11 protein-coding genes are annotated in these 17,717 nt (G+C 53.5%); 3 read left to right on the forward strand and 8 right to left on the reverse strand.

Translation table 11 applies throughout. The features are described from left to right. Nucleotides 1-14 precede the first annotated feature (14 nt). From MFFC18_RS13405 to MFFC18_RS13415, 3 genes are all read right to left on the reverse strand, one after another. Nucleotides 15-824, reverse strand: coding sequence for an enoyl-ACP reductase FabI (locus MFFC18_RS13405; protein ID WP_075086083.1), 810 nt, complete (start codon nt 822-824; stop codon nt 15-17). A gap of 4 nt (nt 825-828) precedes the next feature. Further along, entirely contained in the window at nt 829-1,254 is a 426-nt protein-coding gene (gene fabZ / locus MFFC18_RS13410; RefSeq protein WP_075086082.1) for a 3-hydroxyacyl-ACP dehydratase FabZ, read from the reverse strand. An 82-nt stretch (nt 1,255-1,336) separates the two neighbouring features. Then, nucleotides 1,337-2,767: a phytoene desaturase family protein gene (locus MFFC18_RS13415; protein ID WP_075086081.1), complete on the reverse strand. Its 1,431-nt coding sequence runs from the start codon at nt 2,765-2,767 to the stop codon at nt 1,337-1,339. A 196-nt stretch (nt 2,768-2,963) separates the two neighbouring features. On the opposite strand from MFFC18_RS13415, the gene MFFC18_RS13420 reads away from it, so the two are divergent. Beyond that, nucleotides 2,964-4,031 carry an aldose epimerase family protein gene (locus tag MFFC18_RS13420; protein ID WP_075086126.1) on the forward strand — a complete coding sequence of 356 codons (1,068 nt, stop codon included), beginning with the start codon at nt 2,964-2,966 and terminating at the stop codon, nt 4,029-4,031. A 53-nt stretch (nt 4,032-4,084) separates the two neighbouring features. Here MFFC18_RS13420 and MFFC18_RS13425 read toward each other — a convergent pair whose 3' ends face one another. Then, the gene (locus MFFC18_RS13425) at nt 4,085-4,807 is read right to left on the reverse strand and encodes an alpha/beta hydrolase (RefSeq protein ID WP_075086080.1); all 723 of its coding nucleotides are present in this window, start codon (nt 4,805-4,807) and stop codon (nt 4,085-4,087) included. 9 nt (nt 4,808-4,816) lie between these two features. Beyond that, on the reverse strand, nt 4,817-5,614 hold the full coding sequence (locus tag MFFC18_RS13430) for an SDR family NAD(P)-dependent oxidoreductase (protein WP_075086079.1): 798 nt from the start codon (nt 5,612-5,614) through the stop codon (nt 4,817-4,819). A 255-nt stretch (nt 5,615-5,869) separates the two neighbouring features. On the opposite strand from MFFC18_RS13430, the gene MFFC18_RS13435 reads away from it, so the two are divergent. Further along, on the forward strand, nt 5,870-6,103 hold the full coding sequence (locus MFFC18_RS13435; RefSeq protein ID WP_075086077.1) for a hypothetical protein: 234 nt from the start codon (nt 5,870-5,872) through the stop codon (nt 6,101-6,103). A 189-nt stretch (nt 6,104-6,292) separates the two neighbouring features. After that, nucleotides 6,293-12,388, forward strand: coding sequence for an alpha-2-macroglobulin family protein (locus MFFC18_RS13440; protein WP_075086076.1), 6,096 nt, complete (start codon nt 6,293-6,295; stop codon nt 12,386-12,388). Nucleotides 12,389-12,498: 110 nt separating this feature from the next. On the opposite strand, the gene MFFC18_RS13445 is transcribed toward MFFC18_RS13440, so the two are convergent. From MFFC18_RS13445 to MFFC18_RS13455, 3 genes are read right to left on the reverse strand one after another with little or no spacing between them, the layout of a single operon-like run. Further along, nucleotides 12,499-14,436, reverse strand: a complete 1,938-nt coding sequence (locus MFFC18_RS13445) for a polysaccharide lyase (protein ID WP_157665237.1) — start codon at nt 14,434-14,436, stop codon at nt 12,499-12,501. Between the two features lie 38 nt (nt 14,437-14,474). Next, on the reverse strand, nt 14,475-15,980 hold the full coding sequence (locus tag MFFC18_RS13450; RefSeq protein ID WP_075086074.1) for a glycosyltransferase: 1,506 nt from the start codon (nt 15,978-15,980) through the stop codon (nt 14,475-14,477). A 38-nt stretch (nt 15,981-16,018) separates the two neighbouring features. Then, the gene (locus MFFC18_RS13455) at nt 16,019-17,683 is read right to left on the reverse strand and encodes an HlyD family secretion protein (RefSeq protein ID WP_075086073.1); all 1,665 of its coding nucleotides are present in this window, start codon (nt 17,681-17,683) and stop codon (nt 16,019-16,021) included. Nucleotides 17,684-17,717: the final 34 nt, after the last annotated feature.

A 17,717-nucleotide genomic window follows, 5' to 3' on the forward strand; every position in this document is an offset into this window, starting at 1 on the left:
TATAACATCGAGCGTCAATCGAGCTTCATTTGTTTTGCGATTATCTCATTGTCGAAATAGTTGATCGCCATTCCGGCATCGATCACGATCCGCTGAGCGTTAATTCCGGACGATCGCGGGCTAAGGAGAAAACAGGCGGCGTCGGCGGCCTCTTGCGTCTGGATTGCCTTGCCTCGCGGGATGACCGTTTCTGCAAACAGGTACGCGTCGACGTAACCAGGGATTCCGGCCGAAGCAGAAGTCTTCAACAATCCTGGCGCGACGGCATTGAAACGGATTTCAGAAAACTTTGAAAAGCTCTTGGCCAAGAACGCCAACGAGCTATCGAGAGCAGCTTTTACCGGAGCCATGAAGCCATAGTTTTCGCTGGCCATCGTGGTTGTGGAAATGGAAATCGTCACGACCGAGGCATCGTGGGCGAGCTGTACTTTGAATGCGTTGCACACCGCGATCAGAGAAAAGCAGGAGATATCGAAAGTCCGCAGCAACTGCTGTTTTCCCGTTTCGTGAAACGGTTTGATACCGCTTTCGTCATAGGCAGCGAAGGCGATGGAGTGCACCAGCCCGGCGATGGGTTCAGGGTGGTCTGCAACGATTTGATCGCGCACAGATTCAATTTGCTCTTCGAACTCCACGTCGCAAACGTAAACCGGTCGATCGCCAAGCAGTTTGGCCGTTGATTCTTTGCGGGCTTCGCTGCGAACGACGTAGATAACTTTCGCGCCATGCTGTTCCAGTGTTTTGCCGATGTGCCACGCGACGGACTTTTTGTTCGCGACACCAAATACGACGACGGGTTTTCCGCTGAGCTTTAAAAAGTCCATTCGCTTAACCTGCTTCCGCGACTGTGCATGTGAACGATAGTCGAGCCGCAACTTTCCCGTTCACTCTGGCGACGCCGGTAAGGTAAAAGGCACTGGAAACGATATCGTCGATCTTGACCGACATTTCAATCGAGTCGCCTGGCCGTACCATGTTTTTGAATTTAACATCTGCCATTCGAGTCAGCACTGGCACGCCCGTTTGCTGCTTCATTTTCGACGAAAGTAAAATCGCTCCCGACTGAACGGTGGCTTCGCAGAGAATTACGCCCGGCACAATCGGCTGGTCGGGATAATGCCCTTGAAAGAAATATTCTTCGGCGTGAAACGTCTTACCGCAGACGATCGAGTCTTCTTCCTGGCTGACAATTTCGTCAACCAACAGCATCGGAGCACGATGAGGAATGGCTGCGTGGATGGCTTCAAGCGACATTGCGTTCAGGCGGTTTGTAGAATGAGATTTGCGGAAAGAGGATTTCTGAACCAGGATTCGAACGTCCCTCGCGGGCGACGCCTTAAGCCGGCATCGAAGCACTGGTAATTTGGTTGATGACATCATTGGCGACGATCACACCGTAGTTGATCGTGCCCAACCAGCCGGACATGATGATGCCACAGCTTCCAGCGTGATACAGACCGGTGACCTGTTCGGGCAACTTGCGACTGACCGCGAGGCCTTCGAATTTGGTACCGAACGATGCTCCGCTGATGTGTTTCGTGTAGTGTTCAAATGTGATCGGCGTAGCAGCTTCGACGTGCGCGATTCGCTCGCGGCAATTCGGCACATACTTTTCCAGGGCGTCGAAAGTCGTCTCGATCAAATCCTGCTTGCTGGCTTCGTATTCTTCTTTGCTCATGTCGTTCCAGTCCGAGAAATTCGCATTGGTGCTGGAAACGATCAACGTACGCTCTTTCTTGTCCGGACGCGTGTCGGGATAGTAGAACGAGAAAGTACGACTGGTGATGTCGCGACTGAGCAACAAATCCGTTTCGAATCGTTCCGCTGTGCTGGAAAACAGCAGATCGCCTGTCTCCCGCGGAACGGTGTCGTCCGGATTCATCGCCATATAAACCTGCGTGCTGGAATTGTTCAGCCGCACTTCTTTGGCGTCGTCGACAAAAGAATTGTCGAAATGGTCTTCGCCAACCATGTTGAAAATCGTCGACCGCAAGTTCGCGTTGGAAACGACCGCCTTGCACCTGATTGTGCGTCCATTGACGACCACCGATTCGACGGCATCGTTTTTGACGTTGATCTTTTCGACGTCGCAGTTGATGCGAACATCCGCGCCATTGGCCTTGAGTTCTTTCTCCATGGACTTGACCAGTTTGTCCGTGCCGCCCTGAAAGACAAAGACGCCTTTGGACATGAAGTTGGAAAACACGATGCCATAAGTTAGCGCCGGGTCTTCGAGCGTCGAACCGTTTGCGTAGACGATGGGCTCCATCAGCAAGCGAACCACGTCCTCGCGGCCTGGGAAGAATTCCTCGAACAGGTCTCGCGTCGTACGATCCTGGTCGTCGTAAAAGTTCATCCCGCGCGCGGTGTCGAAAAATCGCGAAACGGTTTCTTCTTCGATACCGAAATCACTGGTCAACAGATTCGTAAAGTCCTTCCGATCGAAGGTCGTCGTCAAGGAGAACATCGGATTGTCGAAACGAACGCCTTTTAGTTGCACGATCGAATCCGCGATCTCTTTGGACCAATATCGACGGCAGCTTTTCACCATCCCGTATGGGAACCCGTGCAGAGAAATGTCAAAAATGTGGCCGCCAGGGCGTTTAAACCAGGTCGCCAATCCACCAAGCTTATAGTGCTGTTCGAGAAGCAGAACTTTCATGCCGTCACGGGCAAGAATGTTTGCGGCGGTCATTCCCCCGAGGCCGCTTCCGATGACGACGACATCGTATTCGTCCGAGGCTCCTTTTAGAAAGTCTTTGGGCATGGTTATCCGGGATGGTAAGTTACGTTTCGCGGGATCAGAATATGGCAAACCGGTGAAAAACTCAACGACTAACTGTGACCCAGCGACGTTTGCGGCTTCCTGCAATCGCGACGGTCAATTTCAGGCAAGCGAACATCACCGGCAAAAAGGGGACACAATGAACCAAACGATTCTTTGGGGATGGGCAGTTTTCACGATGATGATTGGTAGTAGCGTTGCCTCAGGGCAAGTCGAGGACTTCGATTCGATCAAACTCTATACGCTGAAAAACGCTTCCGGTGTCACCGTGAAGGCGACCAATTACGGTGCGATTATCACTTCGATTGTTGTGCCCGACCGCGACGGGAAAATGGCAGACGTCGCCTTAGGCTACAACCGCGTCGAGGACTACATCAACGCCGTCGACAAACCGTACTTCGGCGCCGTCGTCGGTCGCTACGGAAACCGTATCGCCAATGGTGAGTTTGAGATCAATGGCGAAACTTATTCCTTGCTGAAAAACAATGGAGCCAACCATCTTCATGGCGGAGCGATGGGTTTTGACAAAGTCGTCTGGACGGTTGAGAACTACGACGAGAGCAAGTCACTCAAGCTTTCCTATTTGGCGAAGGACCTTGAAGAAGGCTATCCGGGAAATCTGAAAGTCACCGTCACATATACGCTCGACGATGCGAATGCGCTGACTGTCGATTACTCGGCAACGACAGACAAAGCGACGCCGGTAAACGTAACGCAACACACGTACTTCAATTTTAAAGGCGAAGGGCAGGGCACGTTTCTCGATCACGAACTAATGCTCAATGCAAAACAGATGACGCCGGTCGATGAAGGTCTGATCCCGACCGGAGAGCTGTTGGACGTGGACGGAACGGCACTCAGCTTCCTGACGATGCGTCCGATCAAGAACCAGATCAACGACCGGCATGAACAGCTGAAGTACGGCGGCGGTTTTGATCACAACTGGGTGTTGGACAAAGACGGCAAAGAGGGCCAACTGACTCTTGCGGCCAAAGTCCACGAACCGGAATCGGGTCGTATGATGGAAGTCCACACGACGGAGCCCGGCATCCAGTTCTACAGCGGAAATTTTCTTGACGGGCGTTTGAAAGGCAAGTCTGGCAAGACTTACTTGCACCGCGGTGGTTTCTGCCTGGAGACACAGCACTTCCCCGACAGCCCGAACCAACCCAGCTTTCCGTCGACTATCCTGCAGCCTGGAGAAAGTTATCAGTCCCAGACCGTGTTCAAGTTTTCGGCAAAGTAGTCCGACGGCGAAGTACGATGCTGACCCGCCAGGCTAACGGATCGCCCAAAAAACTACAGCTTGAAAACCTTACGCAGCAGTTTCACGGCGCCCTTCATGGCGCTCACGGGTAGAGTATGTGGGCCGTCGAATTCTGTGAACTCAATGTTCATGTCTGCGTCTGAAAACATCGTGCAGAGATCGACCGCGACGTCGAACGGAAGGATTGGATCGAGCGTCCCGTGCGACTGGAAAACGGGGAACGAATGATTGCCGACGAGTGAAGTCCATTTGTCTTCGCAGATCAACGTTCCTGACCAGACAATCAGCCCACCCAGCTGTTTTTCGTGCGACAACGCCACATCGGTCGTCAACATGGCTCCCTGAGAGAACCCACCGATCACGATTTTGGCGTGAGGCAGTTGATATTCATTGCAGGCAAACTCGATTACTTCATTGATCATTCCGTTGCAACGAGGAAGCTCCGCTGGCGATTCGGACTTCAGCTTTTGGAATTTTCCCTGTTCGGCCAGCTGCTGAATTTCGTCGACGTCAATCATCCACCACGCGCGACTCTCAAAGCCCATCGATTCGCTCATGTCGATCGGCGCTTCGGGAAACAGAAACGCGAGCTTGCGAAATTTCTCGTCGACCTTCGCCATCTCTTCGGCAATCGATACAAGGTCATCGCCGCCGGCACCAAACCCGTGACATAGGACCACAGCTCCTTTGGGTTCGTCGGTCGCTTTGACCACTGTGACGGCAAGTTCGCCGATTGTGATTTTGGACGCGTTCATTCTGTTCGACTAATCCTTGTAATATTGAAAGCCACCGTTGACGGGCAAAACCTGTCCGGAGACAAAACTTGACGATTCACTCGCGAGAAACACTGCAGCGGCCGCGATGTCATCCGGCTGACCCCAGCGATTCATTAACGCATCGGACTTGGCGCGAGCATCCCATGTGGAGCTTGCGGATTCGCCCCATTTGGTTTGGATCCAGCCCGGAGCGATGCAGTTGACTCGAACTTTGGGAGCCAACGATTGAGCCAGGCTTTTCGTCATCGCCATGATCGCGCCCTTGGTCGTGGCAAACAGCTCGCCGCTGTCTCCTTCCATCCCTTGAGCCGCCTGATCCCATCCGATGTTGATGATCGAAGCCGAACCAGAAGGAACCGAATTCGAACTTTTGGATTCCCGCGCAGCCATTCGTGAACCGATCGCGCGTGACAGCATCAACGTTGCCTTGACATCAACCTGGAACAAATAGTCCAGCTTCCGTTCCAGGCTTTCATCTTTCCAGTCTCCGGTCAACACGTCGCCGCCGGCGTTGTTGACCCAAACGTCGACACCGGATTTCCAGCTCCAAGCCTGTTCGACAAACGCATCCCATGATTCGATTGATTCAAAGTCTGCGAAGGCGCAATGCACTTCGCGTCCGAGTCCTCGAATCTCTTCGGCAACTTGCTCGATCCGCTCCGTATGCGAACGGCCGTGCAACACAACGTCTGCTCCTTGCCTGGCCATGGCAATTGCGATCGCTCGTCCAATTCCAGACGACGAACCGGTAACGACGACGGTCCTGTTTTTCAGCGACTGATTCACGGATTGGCATTCGAGGGGTTTGAAATCAGGCCAAAAGTTATTCGATCGATCGGTAATCGGCAAGTCACAGGTGTAGTTTGTGAATCATGCTGCGTTTTCGAATCACGACACACCGAAGTGTTGCGTTTTGACCACAGCGGATTTTCAAATTGGTGTTTTTCTTCGGGAAACAGGCTGTTTCCCGATTTGGCACAACCGTTGCCTTTCTCTCGACACAGAAAGCATCCCAACGTCAGAAGAATGACAGGCCCTACCATGTCCAAGTTTTACCACTCGCTCGAATCAGAAAAGTACTTCCTTTCGTCACTTCAAAGCGATCAGCAAATCGCACGTCAGAAAGCAAGAGCCAGTGCCGAGCAGGCGATCACGAATCTGATCATCATTGTCCTGGCCGTCGCAGCAGGGTTCTACGCGATCAAGTCGATGCCAGTCTGGTTGCCGGTTGTCGAAAGCTCGTTCCACAAGATCACCAACTACCGTTACATCTAAAATTCAAAAATTTCAGATTTGGCTACCGCTTCCGCAAACGCCAACTTCAGACGCACTCCGACGGGTCTGAAGTTGGTTTTTTGTTTGCGCTGTTTTAAGAATTGGGGAACTCAATCATCGAGCTTGCGTCACAAGTGAAAATCGGGTCCGATGGACTTTCGATAATCATCTGTCGCCACAGGACTTGTCATGATCCGCATTGTCAGCTTCGCACTCTTCGTTTCAATTCTGGCCGGACTATTCGTTGCAACCGAAAGAGGATTGCTCAGCTCGGTTCCCGAAGAACAGGACCGCAAACAGCTGTGGACCGATTCGCAGTTGGATCAAAGCCGCGGGTTGCCAAAGTCTGCTATCGAAAAACTGAAAGCCATTCGAAAAAGTGCCGTCGCCGATGAGGCTTGGTCGGAAGCGACGTTGGCGATGTGTTCGCAGTTTCTCCTGGAAGGCCAGATCGATCAGCCGGTTTATCCGCACGTGATCAAGAAGCTACAGGCTGCGATCCCGGAGTCACCACAGCAGATGAAGCCGGTGCTCAATGTGATGCTGGCCGAATACATCTATCTATATTACTCGCAAAACTCGTGGCGGTTCCAACAGCGATCGCAAACGCAATCGGCTCCCGGTGATGACATTGAAGCCTGGGATCTGGCTCGCATTTTGGGCGAAGTCGACAAACATTTCACGACGGCATTGGAGGCCGCGGACGAGCTTAAAAAGATTCCAATCGGCGACTATGAAATGTTGCTGGAAAAAGGGACCGTTTCCGATCGCTATCGCCCAACGCTCTATGATTTCGTGGCGTTTCGCGCGTTGAGTTTTTATTCGCTCGATGAGCAATTCATACGTCAGCAAGATGCGTTCGAAGTCTCAGCCGACGGCCCGATTTTTTCTTCAACCAAAGAGTTTCTCAACTGGAAACCGGACACCACGGACGAAGATTCATATCGTCTCCGCGCGGTCACTTTGTTGCAGGAAGTTCTGCGTTATCATGCCGACGACGACGAAAACTCGGCTTTCCTGGACGCGGAGCTGATGCGGTTTCGATTTGGCCGATCGGTCGCGACCGGAAGTGAGTCCGGCGCCCGGTATCGAGCCGCTTTGCAACGTTTTTCTGATGATCACGCCGACCATCCGATCAGCACAGTGGCCTTGGCAGCGTTAGCGATGTCGATTCAGTCCGATGAGAAGGATCTGGTCAAAGCCAGAAAGATCGCTCAGCAGGGCCCCGCCCGCTTTCCCGCGTCCATCGGTGCAAAACAGTGCCGCAACGTTACCCAACAGATCGAGACCAAGTCCATTCAGATCTCCACCGAACGGGTTTGGAATGGGGATGAAGTCACCGTCGATGTGCGTTATCGCAACACGAGCAAAATCTGGTTTCGACTGGTCAAGTTCGACTTTCAAAACTGGAAACAGTGGGCTCAACGGCAATCGCCAAGCAATTTTAGCGGCGACGAGTTCACCCAACTGCTGAAACTTCCCATCGCAAAACAATGGTCGGTTGACTTGCCAGAAACCAAAGATTTTCAGGAGCGAACGGAGTCCGTGTTGGTTGCCCCGGACAACTTGAAGCTGGATTCCGGTTGCTACGTTTTGCTCAGCTGTTCCAACGACGAATTTGTTGAAGGAGTTAACGGTGAGTTCAACAGCATTTCAGTGGCGGAAGTCTGGATCAGCAAGCTGGCTGCGATCGTTCGACGTGGCGTCGGTGAAAATCAGTTCGAAGTTCAGGTCTTTGACGCCATCAGCGGCTTGCCGATCAGAAACGCGACAGTCGACAAGGTAGCCTGGAAGTACGAAGGGCGCAAAAGCTTTGAAACGGATCGGCAGAGGGCTCAAACCGATCAGAATGGAATGGCAAAGCTGAAGTATCTTGACCGCAACAACATGGTCAAGTTACAGATCCAAAGTGGCGACCAAACGCTAGGTATCGTGGATCGCATTTATGGCGGCCGCTACCGAAATCGAACAACGCAACTGCAAACGGTGTTCTTCACCGATCGTTCCATCTACCGCCCCGGTCAGACGATTCAGTTTAAAGGCATTTGCTATCGGGCCAACACGATGACGAACAAGTACTCGACGCTGATCGGTAAGAAGGTGACCGTTTGGCTGTTCGATGCGAACAATCAGGAAGTCGAAAAGAAAGATTTCACGGCCAACGAGTTTGGTTCTTTCTCGGGCAGCTTTACGGCACCGCGAAACCGCGCGACCGGTGTGATGCGAATCCAATGTTCGGTCAACGGTAACACTTCGATTCGAGTCGAGGAGTACAAACGCCCCAAGTTCTTTGCCGAAATCGACAAGCCGGCCGAAGCGTTCCAGCTTGGCAAACAGGTCACAGTCAAGGGAAAAGCGACGGCTTACACGGGCGCAGCAATCGATGGCGCGAAAGTCACCTGGCGCGTCGTGCGAACCGTTCGCTATCCGTCGTGGTGGCGTTCGCGGTTCTGGTACCGGCCGATGCAAAACAACAGCCAAGAAATGGCCAATGGTGAACTGAAGACTGATATCGAGGGCAAATTCGAAGTCACTTTCACGGCGGAACCAGACAATTCTGTGGATCGAGCAAGCGAACCCGTGTTCACTTATCAGATTTTCGCCGACGTGACGGACACCGCTGGGGAAACGCGTTCGGCTTCGCAGACGACCAGCATTGGCTACACTTCGCTCGAAGCCAACCTGAGCGCCGAAGATTGGCTCACGACGGATGAAGATGTTTCGCTGTCGTTAAAGGTTTCCACGCTTGATGGCGAAGGCCAATCAGCGAAAGGCAAACTGAAGATCTATCAGCTGACTCCGCCAGAAAGAGTCGCTCGAGCCAACTTGGGCCGACAATATCGCTGGGGCTACAATCCCGATCAGGACAAACCGGACTTCTCGAAAATCAATGCCTGGCCGACTGGTGCGGTCTTGCAGGAGATGGATGTCGCCACCGATGATTCTGGCAAGGCGGAAGCCAATGTGCGTCTCGATGCCGGAGCTTTTAAAGCTGTTTTTGAAACGACGGATTCTTCCGGAAATCTGGTCAAAACGGAATTGCCGCTGATGGTGAACGACGTGACGGGAGACAAATTCGCGATCCGCATCCCGCACCATTTCCAACAGAAAACAAAGTCTGTGGAACCTGGCGAGGAGTTTGTGGCGATCTGGGGTACGGGCTACGATTCCGGCCGGGCGTTCATCGAAATTTCGCATCGAGGAAAAACGATCAAGTCCTGGTGGACCGGCGCGGAGTCGACTCAGCATGTGATCAAGTTTCCGATCGAGGAAAAGCACCGCGGTGGTTTGCAGATGCGAATCAGCTACGTTCGCGAGAACCGCAACTATTCGCAGCGGCACAGCATCAATGTGCCGTGGACAAACAAAAAGCTGGCCGTCAAATGGGAGCACTTTGTCTCCAAGCTTCAGCCGGGCGGAAGGGAAACGTGGACTGCGGTTGTCACTGGTCCTGATGCCGAATCTGCCGTCGCGGAAATGGTGGTCGGCATGTATGACGCTTCGCTGGACGCTTTCGCGGCTCATCGTTGGAGAGACGCCTTCAACGTTTTTTATCGCGACCGTTCTCCCGTCAGCCTGAAGTTTTACAACTACGACCAGTTCGGTCGAATAATCGTAAACAAAACGAACTTCTCCTACGAAGACGCAACGCGATCGTATCGCAAGTTCGACCAACGCACAGGTTTGTATCAGTCCGTTGACTATTGGAGCGGCGGAATCAGTCGAGGCGGCTACTTCGGTAGAAGTTTCGGCGCGATGGGCCGTGGCGGCGGTTACGGCAGTCGCAGCCAAATGGGTTTCGGAGGAGGTGGGCTCGGCGCATCCGGTGGTATGGAGATGGCAGAAAACGAAATGGCGGCTGACTTTGCTGCACCAGCCCCAAGCTCCCGGATGACCAAATCCGCGGTGAGCGCCAAGAAACCAGGATCCGGTCCCGGCGGTTCCGCCAGCGCGAGTTCCGGCGTCGATCTGAAGCAAGTTTCGCCACGGAAAAACTTGCAGGAAACCGCGTTCTTTTTCCCGCATCTTGCAGTCGACGACGATGGCTCGGTGCGGATGGAGTTCGAGATTCCGGAAGCGTTGACGAAGTGGAAGTTCATGGGTTTCGCCCACGACAATGAATTGCGAGCCGCGCTGTTGACGGATGAAATGACGACCAGCAAGGATCTGATGGTTCAGCCCAACCCGCCGCGTTTCCTTCGCGAAGGCGATTTGCTGGAGTTCTCGGTGAAGGTTTCCAATCAGTCGGACGATCCGCAATCGGGATCCGTGCGGCTTACGTTTGCCGATGCTCGGACGGCGAAAAGCGTCGACGCAGCGTTCGGCAATCAGCAGCTTGATCAGGCTTTCGAGATTCCGGCCAAACAGTCGAAGTCCCTGTATTGGAAAATCAAAGTTCCCGATTTCGTTGGCGCGTTGACTTACAAGGCCGTTGGTGCGACTGAAAAAGTCTCGGACGGCGAAGAAGGATTCTTGCCCGTGCTATCGAAGCGAATTCTGGTCACGGAGTCGTTGCCGCTGCCGATTCGTGGCAACCAAACGAAGACGTTTGACTTCGAGCGTCTGAAGCTTGCCGGCAAAAGCGATACTTTGCAGAGCCAAACGTTGACGATACAGATGACTTCGAACCCGTCGTGGTACGCGGTGATGTCGCTGCCGTACTTGATGGAGTATCCGCACGAGTGCAGCGAACAGACTTTCAATCGACTGTATGCGAATTCGCTGGGTCAGCACATCGTTTCCAGCGACCCGAAGATCGAACGGATTTTCGAACAGTGGCGTGGGACGGATGCTGTCGACAGTCCGCTGGAGAAAAACGAAGACCTTCGCAACGTTCTGATCGCGGAATCCCCGTGGCTTCAGGCCGGCAAAAAAGAAAGCCAGGCTCGTCGCGATGTCGGGATCTTGTTCGACAAGAATCGCATGACGAATGAAATTCAGCGAGCCGCCGACAAGCTGACTCAGATGCAATTGAGCGATGGAGCATGGCCGTGGTTTCCCGGCGGACGAGCCAACGATTACATCACGTTGTATGTGACGACGGGTTTTGGTCGACTTCGGCAACTGGGCACCGAGGTCGATGTTGCTCCGGCGCTGAAGGCGCTCGATCGGCTGGACTGGTGGATCAACAATCGTTACGAAGACATCAAGCGACGCGGCGATCTGGAAAAGAACAACCTCTCGCAGACCGTTTGCCTGTACCTTTATGGCCGCAGTTTCTTCCTCAAAGACAAACCGGTCGACGACAACTACAAATCGGCGTTCGACTATTTCGTGGGGCAGGGCAAGAAGCATTGGGTGACGCTCAACAACCGTCAGTCTCAGGGGCATCTTGCGATTGCACTGAAGCGAATTGGTGACCGCGAGACTCCGACCGCGATCATGGCCAGCCTGACTGAGCGAAGTTTGCAGGACGACGAAATGGGAATGTTCTGGCGTGAAGGTGATCGGTCGTGGTGGTGGTACAAGGCTCCGATCGAAACGCAGGCTTTGATGATCGAGGCTTACGACGAGGTCGCCCGCGACAAGGAAAAGGTCGAGGAGTTGAAGATCTGGCTGCTGAAGCAGAAGCAAACGCAAAACTGGAAGACAACCAAGGCCACGGCGGACGCGTGCTACGGCTTACTGCTTCGCGGCACGAATCTGTTGGCCTCGGATAAACTGGTGACGGTCAAGCTTGGCAGTATGGAGATCAAACCCGAGAAAGTTGAAGCCGGAACTGGCTTCTACGAGCAAAAATTCGTTCGTAGCGAGATCAAGCCGGAGATGGGTCAGATCGAACTGACCAAGCCCGACGACGGGATCGCGTGGGGCAGCGTTCACTGGCAGTATCTCGAAGACGTCAGCAAAATCGAGCCTTATGAGGGTACGCCGCTGACGTTGAAAAAGAGCCTGTACATCAAAAAGAACACGGAGAAAGGTCCGGTGATCTCAGAGGTCGATGGGCCAGTGGAAGTCGGCGACGAGTTGGTGATGCGAGTTGAACTTCGCGTCGACCGGGCGATGGAATACGTGCACCTGAAGGACTATCGCGGCAGCGGAACCGAACCGGTGAACGTGCTTTCGCGTTACAGGTTTCAGGACGGATTGGCTTACTACGAATCGACGAAGGACACGGCCAGCCACTTCTTCATCGACTATTTACCTCGTGGCACCTACGTGTTTGAATACTCGGTTCGCGTGCAACACCGGGGCGTTTACGAAACAGGAATCGCGGAACTGCAGTGCATGTATGCTCCGGAATTCAACAGCCATTCGGGTAGCGTCGAGATCACGGTTGAGTAGTGTCTAAGCCGTTTCCAACCTCTGCGAATCCCTATCGCGGAGCGAAAGGCGACGATCCGCAAGCGGAAGTTAACACGCCATCGACCGCACAGATTATTTATGACAGACCACTAATCGTTGCCGTTGCGACGCTTTTTGACGCCGCTGGTATCGTTGCCGGTTCCCTGATCGAGCACGCCATAGACAGGGTTATCCTGCGCGAGACTTCGCGTGATCGTGTTCGATGATGTCGTCCCGGTCAGCACAAATCCGCTCTCGTTGTCCAACGAAAGAGCATCATCGATCGAGTTGCCGGACGCGAAATCCAGAAAGAATCCGACTTCGCCGCATAGCTTTGCGATGTTGTCGACCATCACACTGTTGTCCGAAATCGCAGTGAACTCAAATCCATTGCCGCCGTTTTCTCGCGACACGTTTTCGTTAATCGAGTTGTGCGACGAATTGAAAAAGCTGTAACCGTGCGAACCGTTTAGCCGACTGTAATTGTCGATGACCGCGAGGTTATCGCCAGAAAACACGAATCCGCTTGATGAGTTTTTGAACGCAAAGTTGTCTTCGATCGTGCTGCCATTGCCATCGACGCAAAATCCTTCATGGTTGCCCCAAGAAGTATTGCCCTCAACCGTTACGTCGTTGCTGCCGAAAATTGAGAATCCGGTTCCGTCTGTGGTGAAGACTTTATTGTCAATCACCGTCACGTCGTCAGAACGATCAATGCGAATGCCATCGGACTGGGCATAGTAAACCTGATTCTTGCGGACCAACGCTCCGTCATTGCCTTCTTTCAGACAAATCGCCGAATCGGAATTGAAGATCGCGGTGATGTATTCGACCGTGATGTCGTTCAAGCCAGGATCGACGACGACTGCATGAGGCCCGTAGCGCAGTTCGAAACGTTTCAAATGGACGCCGCTGGCAGTAATTCGGATCGCTGGCGAGTTGACATCAAGAGCATTGATTCGCGTGCCGTTGTAGCCACGAAGGAAGATGGCCTTGTTGACGACAATGTTCTCACGAAGGAAACCGCGAACCGCAACGGTGTCGCCAGGATTGGCGTCGTCAATCGCTTCCTGAACTGTCGGGAAATGTTGAGGGACTTTCAGAAAACGTGGTTCGGGTTCTGGCTCAGGCTTGAGATCAGACAACAAAAGTCCGACTTTGAAATCGTCAAAGTAGGCGACCTCATCCTTCGACGTTCGCCAATCTTCGTTGCCGCCGAAGAAGGTGCTGAAGTAAACCTGATCGATCGCAAACGTATTCGCCGTGCGAAATAGAACGTCCTGTTGATCGTGAACCAGTCTTCCGTCGATCCAGATTTGCAAAACGCCATTGGATTCGCCAGGATCATTCATCTTCACCCGTTGAATGATCTCGTACCAAACTCCCGACTTAATCGTCGTGCGAGAACCGTCGCTCTCGACCCAATACTCTTTGTCCTCGTCGCGGCCTGTGCCGTCAAAGCCAGAATCGGTGTACTTGGCATACGAAATCGCATCGGACGTCAACTGTTCCGGCTGACCAGAAACGCCTTCGAAGTCTGTCCGCCACATCATGCGGCCATTCCAACCATTGGTACCATCGGCTTGGGTGCTGCCCGTCGGAGCGGTACCGCCGGCCAAACCGGGAAGCTTCCCGCCGCGAACGAAGTCGAATCCGCTCTCGAATTTGACGCAATAGCTGAAGTAGAGTTCTTCGTATGAGTTGTCGAAGTCCAGCTGCCACTGAGCACCCGTTTGCTTCGTACCGTCTTCGCCCGCGGGATAGGCGATCGCCAAAGCCGAGCCCGCGCCGCCGTGAGCCTGACTTGCACCAACGATCGTGACGCGGCCTTCGGTGACACCGTCGTTGAAACGGGGCTCGTTGAAATCGTTGTCCAGATCGTCATCCGTGTAGACGCGCTCGGTCGTGTACTGATCGAAATCGTTCTGGTAGATCAGCTGAGCGTCGGACTGCGAGGCCGCCAACAGGACCAGCAGTAAAACTCCCGACAGGAATGCTGACTTGAGCGCGAAACGTGACGTTGCGCCGAAAATGGATGCGTATCTCATGGTGTTATCGCCAACAGGGTGATGTTCGATGGTGTGTGTCATTTGCTGCCGACGACGCTGATGACGAACACCAACAACGCGACGTAGCTGAGCCCCATTTCCATTTTCGGAATCAGGAAATCAAGAAATGGTTCTCCGTTTTTCTCGCCCTTCATGTCCGTGCGATGCGAATCCCACTTTTGATGATGCAGATGAAAGAGCGTGTAGATTTTCACGATGCTGCCAACCCATTGCGTGTACAGCAGCATCGGAATGTCGACCAGCGAAAGCCGATGGCCTTCAAAAGACAGAATCAGAATGTACAGCGTCCGGACCACGATTACCAGAATCGCGTAAATCAAAAGGTAGTAGGGACTGAGCCAAATCGCCGCCCAAATCGCGGAAAATGGCCCCAGAAGGCTGGTGTACATCGACAAACGCTGGTCGACGTGGCACCACCACACGAACGGCTTTTGCGTTGCCAATCCCAGGCCGATCGCTCGCCCGTTGTTGCGAAGCATGTTGCCAAACCAGCGATGCATTTTCTGGATACTGGTCTTGAACGGCTTCTTGCCCGAGTCTTCCATGCAGAAAATGATTGCGTCGGGAACGTAAAGCATTTCGCTGCCTTTCTTCAGCAGCGTGTACCAGGTGCTCTTGTCATCACCTGTCACGAACTTGATCTCGCCGTGCAACCAATGCTTGATGCGATCGTTTTCCAATGAGGCAATGAATTGCGGTTGGACGCAGTCTCTGGCTCGGAACAAGGAGAACCGTCCGGTCAAAACCTGCAACTGTCGGGAAAGACTTAGCGACTTCATGTAGCGATGTCGCATCGAGAACCGCAGCGTGTACCACTTGCGATACAGCCAGTGGCCCTCGGTGACCGAGATGTTGTCCGTCGTGATCGCGTCGACTTTGGGACACAACGCGAACAGCGGCAAACACTTGCGATAGATGCCGGCGCCAAGAACTGTATCGCCGTCCATCAACGTCACGATGTCTGAATCGTCGATATCCATTTCGGAGAGCCGATACAGACAGTCCGCCATGCCCTGACGTTTACCGCCGACCTGGCGAATGTATTCCATCCGCACGTTATCCGCACCATCGAATTCGTCGTGAACTCGCTTGAAGATCGCGTCTTCTTCCTCGGAGCCTGCGTTGACCATGATCACCATCTCGCTGGGAATCTCGGAAGCTTCGGTCAGTACCGACTTGAGCATCCGCTCGGTCACGGCTGGCTTTTCTTTCCAGGTCGGGATCATGACGAAAACACGCCTGGGATACTTCTCCTCGTCAGGAAGTTGACTGGCGCGAAACTGAAGCTTGGGATAGACGAGGTATTCGTAAATCGCAGCACGAACACAGTGCGTGATCAGCCACAGGTAGCGCCACATACCGATGATGCCCAGCACGGCAATCGATTCGAGTGGAATCGCTCGTGCACGATCGGGCAGGAAAATGAAAATCAGAAACGCCACGGCGAAGTACACGGCAACCACGGGGACCGCCCGCAGAAGTCGCATACCGAGCGAGACGTCATATCGAATGCTTTTGTCCATAATGAAAGAAGCGACTGGATCGCCTGCAGAACCTGTCGTTACTTTCGCTCTTCGGTGAGAGCCACGTTGTTGGTCGGAGCAGTGTTCTCGGCGACCGAAACGTGTTGCTCAATTGACGCCGCAGTTACCTGAGCCAGCGTCTGGCTCGAATCCGCTGGTGAGGCTTTTTTTGTTGGAGACCCGATCGGCATCAGCTTGTATTCCATCGCGTTGTCGAGCCATTCGATGCCGTAGCCCGTTTTGATCGCCATTTTCAAGCGAATGCCCGAGGGAATATCGTCCGGCAAATCCTCGATGTAAACTTTCACGGGAACGTCAGTCGCCGTCGCGCCGCGGAACTCTGCGTTGTAGTTTCCTTTGGAGTACATCGCGCGATGCCCGACCGCCATGACGACGCCGTCGAACTGGTGCTTCATCGATGGAACCGAGATCGAAACGGGTTGACCTGGCAAAACGCGAGACGCCTGATCCGCAGTGACCTGTCCAGCAGCCCAGGTTTCTCCGGGATAGCTGATTCCCATCAGCTCGTCGGCGACTTTCACGAACTCGCCTTGTTGACGATAGTTCACGTAAATCGTGCCGTCGCGAGGTGCGACAACGACCAGATCTTTTTCACGATCAACAGCGATCTGGCAAGTCTTCTCAAGCTCACGAGCCTCGGCTCTGGCCATCGCCAGTTCAGCATCGATTCGTCCGAGCTCGTCATCAACTCGATCGCCAAGGATAAGCACATTCTTTCCGGCGGCTTCGATGGAAAAGTCAATTTGTTTGACCAAGTTCTCTCTGGCTATACAGTTCGATTCTTCTGCCAGTTTCTGGTTTTCGACTTCGTCCAACTCTAGTTGCGTCACGGCGCCACTTTTAACAAACGGCAGCAGTCGACCGTAAGCCGCTTCGGCGCTACTGAGTGCTTTCCTCGCGGCTTTCAGTTCAGACTGCGCGACTTCGCGTTCGAGTTCCAGTTTCTTGCTGGCGAAAGTCAGCTTTTGCTTGAACACTTCACGTTGTTTCGTGAGGGCCTGAACTTTGGCTTTCGCAGTGTCGCTTTGAGCCAGCAGCAGATCGTTTTGCGTCGAAAGCTCAGGATTCGAAAGCCGAACCAACACGTCCCCTTTGCGGACCTCGTCGCCTTCGCGAACAAGCACTTCTGCAATCTCGCCTTCAACCTTGGAGTGGACGCGAATCGAGTTTCCCACAAGTGCAGAATGGGCAACGCTCAACGTGCTGCGGGACCGCATGAAAACGAGTGCCACAATCACCATTGCGAGGCCTGCCAACAGCATCACCAACAGTGCGAATGCTTTGACGTGAGCTCGTTGCTGCGGTTCGGCTGTTGTGGCAGTAGAAGTCGAAGCCGTAGCCGTAGCCGAGGCCGAATCGGTTTGGCCGCTGGCCAGTTCATCGTATGTTCGTTCTTCGAGCCCGCCTGAGTCTTGGCGATGCCGTCGTTTTAAATAACTCTGAATCTTCTCGGTCGTTTTGATCGGCAGGTTGGCGAAAGAGCACACTGACTGGCCGTCGGCGATGCGTCGAACGCGAAACTCAATTTCCAGTGGCTGGTCGTTCAACACGATGGTCGCGACAGATTTTCTTTCGCCGTTTGGCAACGAAAACGGGGCGGCGAATCCAAACTCCGTGAGCTCTTTCACGGGATATTGAACGCCGTCGACGATGATCGACTCGTTGGAGGAAGGGGACGACATGCTAGCTAATCACAAATCTGGAGGTTCAAGGTGA

Origin of the sequence: Mariniblastus fucicola (assembly GCF_008087665.1) — a bacterium.
Classification (GTDB): Bacteria; Planctomycetota; Planctomycetia; order Pirellulales; family Pirellulaceae; genus Mariniblastus; species Mariniblastus fucicola.

What these genes read in the sequence shown, in the direction of transcription:
- MFFC18_RS13405 (WP_075086083.1), bottom strand. Translation starts at nt 824, where the DNA reads ATGGACTTTTTAAAGCTCAGCGGAAAACCCGTCGTCGTATTTGGTGTC.
- fabZ (WP_075086082.1), bottom strand. Translation starts at nt 1,254, where the DNA reads ATGTCGCTTGAAGCCATCCACGCAGCCATTCCTCATCGTGCTCCGATG.
- MFFC18_RS13415 (WP_075086081.1), bottom strand. Translation starts at nt 2,767, where the DNA reads ATGCCCAAAGACTTTCTAAAAGGAGCCTCGGACGAATACGATGTCGTC.
- MFFC18_RS13420 (WP_075086126.1), top strand. Translation starts at nt 2,964, where the DNA reads ATGATGATTGGTAGTAGCGTTGCCTCAGGGCAAGTCGAGGACTTCGAT.
- MFFC18_RS13425 (WP_075086080.1), bottom strand. Translation starts at nt 4,807, where the DNA reads ATGAACGCGTCCAAAATCACAATCGGCGAACTTGCCGTCACAGTGGTC.
- MFFC18_RS13435 (WP_075086077.1), top strand. Translation starts at nt 5,870, where the DNA reads ATGTCCAAGTTTTACCACTCGCTCGAATCAGAAAAGTACTTCCTTTCG.
- MFFC18_RS13440 (WP_075086076.1), top strand. Translation starts at nt 6,293, where the DNA reads ATGATCCGCATTGTCAGCTTCGCACTCTTCGTTTCAATTCTGGCCGGA.
- MFFC18_RS13445 (WP_157665237.1), bottom strand. Translation starts at nt 14,436, where the DNA reads ATGAGATACGCATCCATTTTCGGCGCAACGTCACGTTTCGCGCTCAAG.
- MFFC18_RS13450 (WP_075086074.1), bottom strand. Translation starts at nt 15,980, where the DNA reads ATGGACAAAAGCATTCGATATGACGTCTCGCTCGGTATGCGACTTCTG.
- MFFC18_RS13455 (WP_075086073.1), bottom strand. Translation starts at nt 17,683, where the DNA reads ATGTCGTCCCCTTCCTCCAACGAGTCGATCATCGTCGACGGCGTTCAA.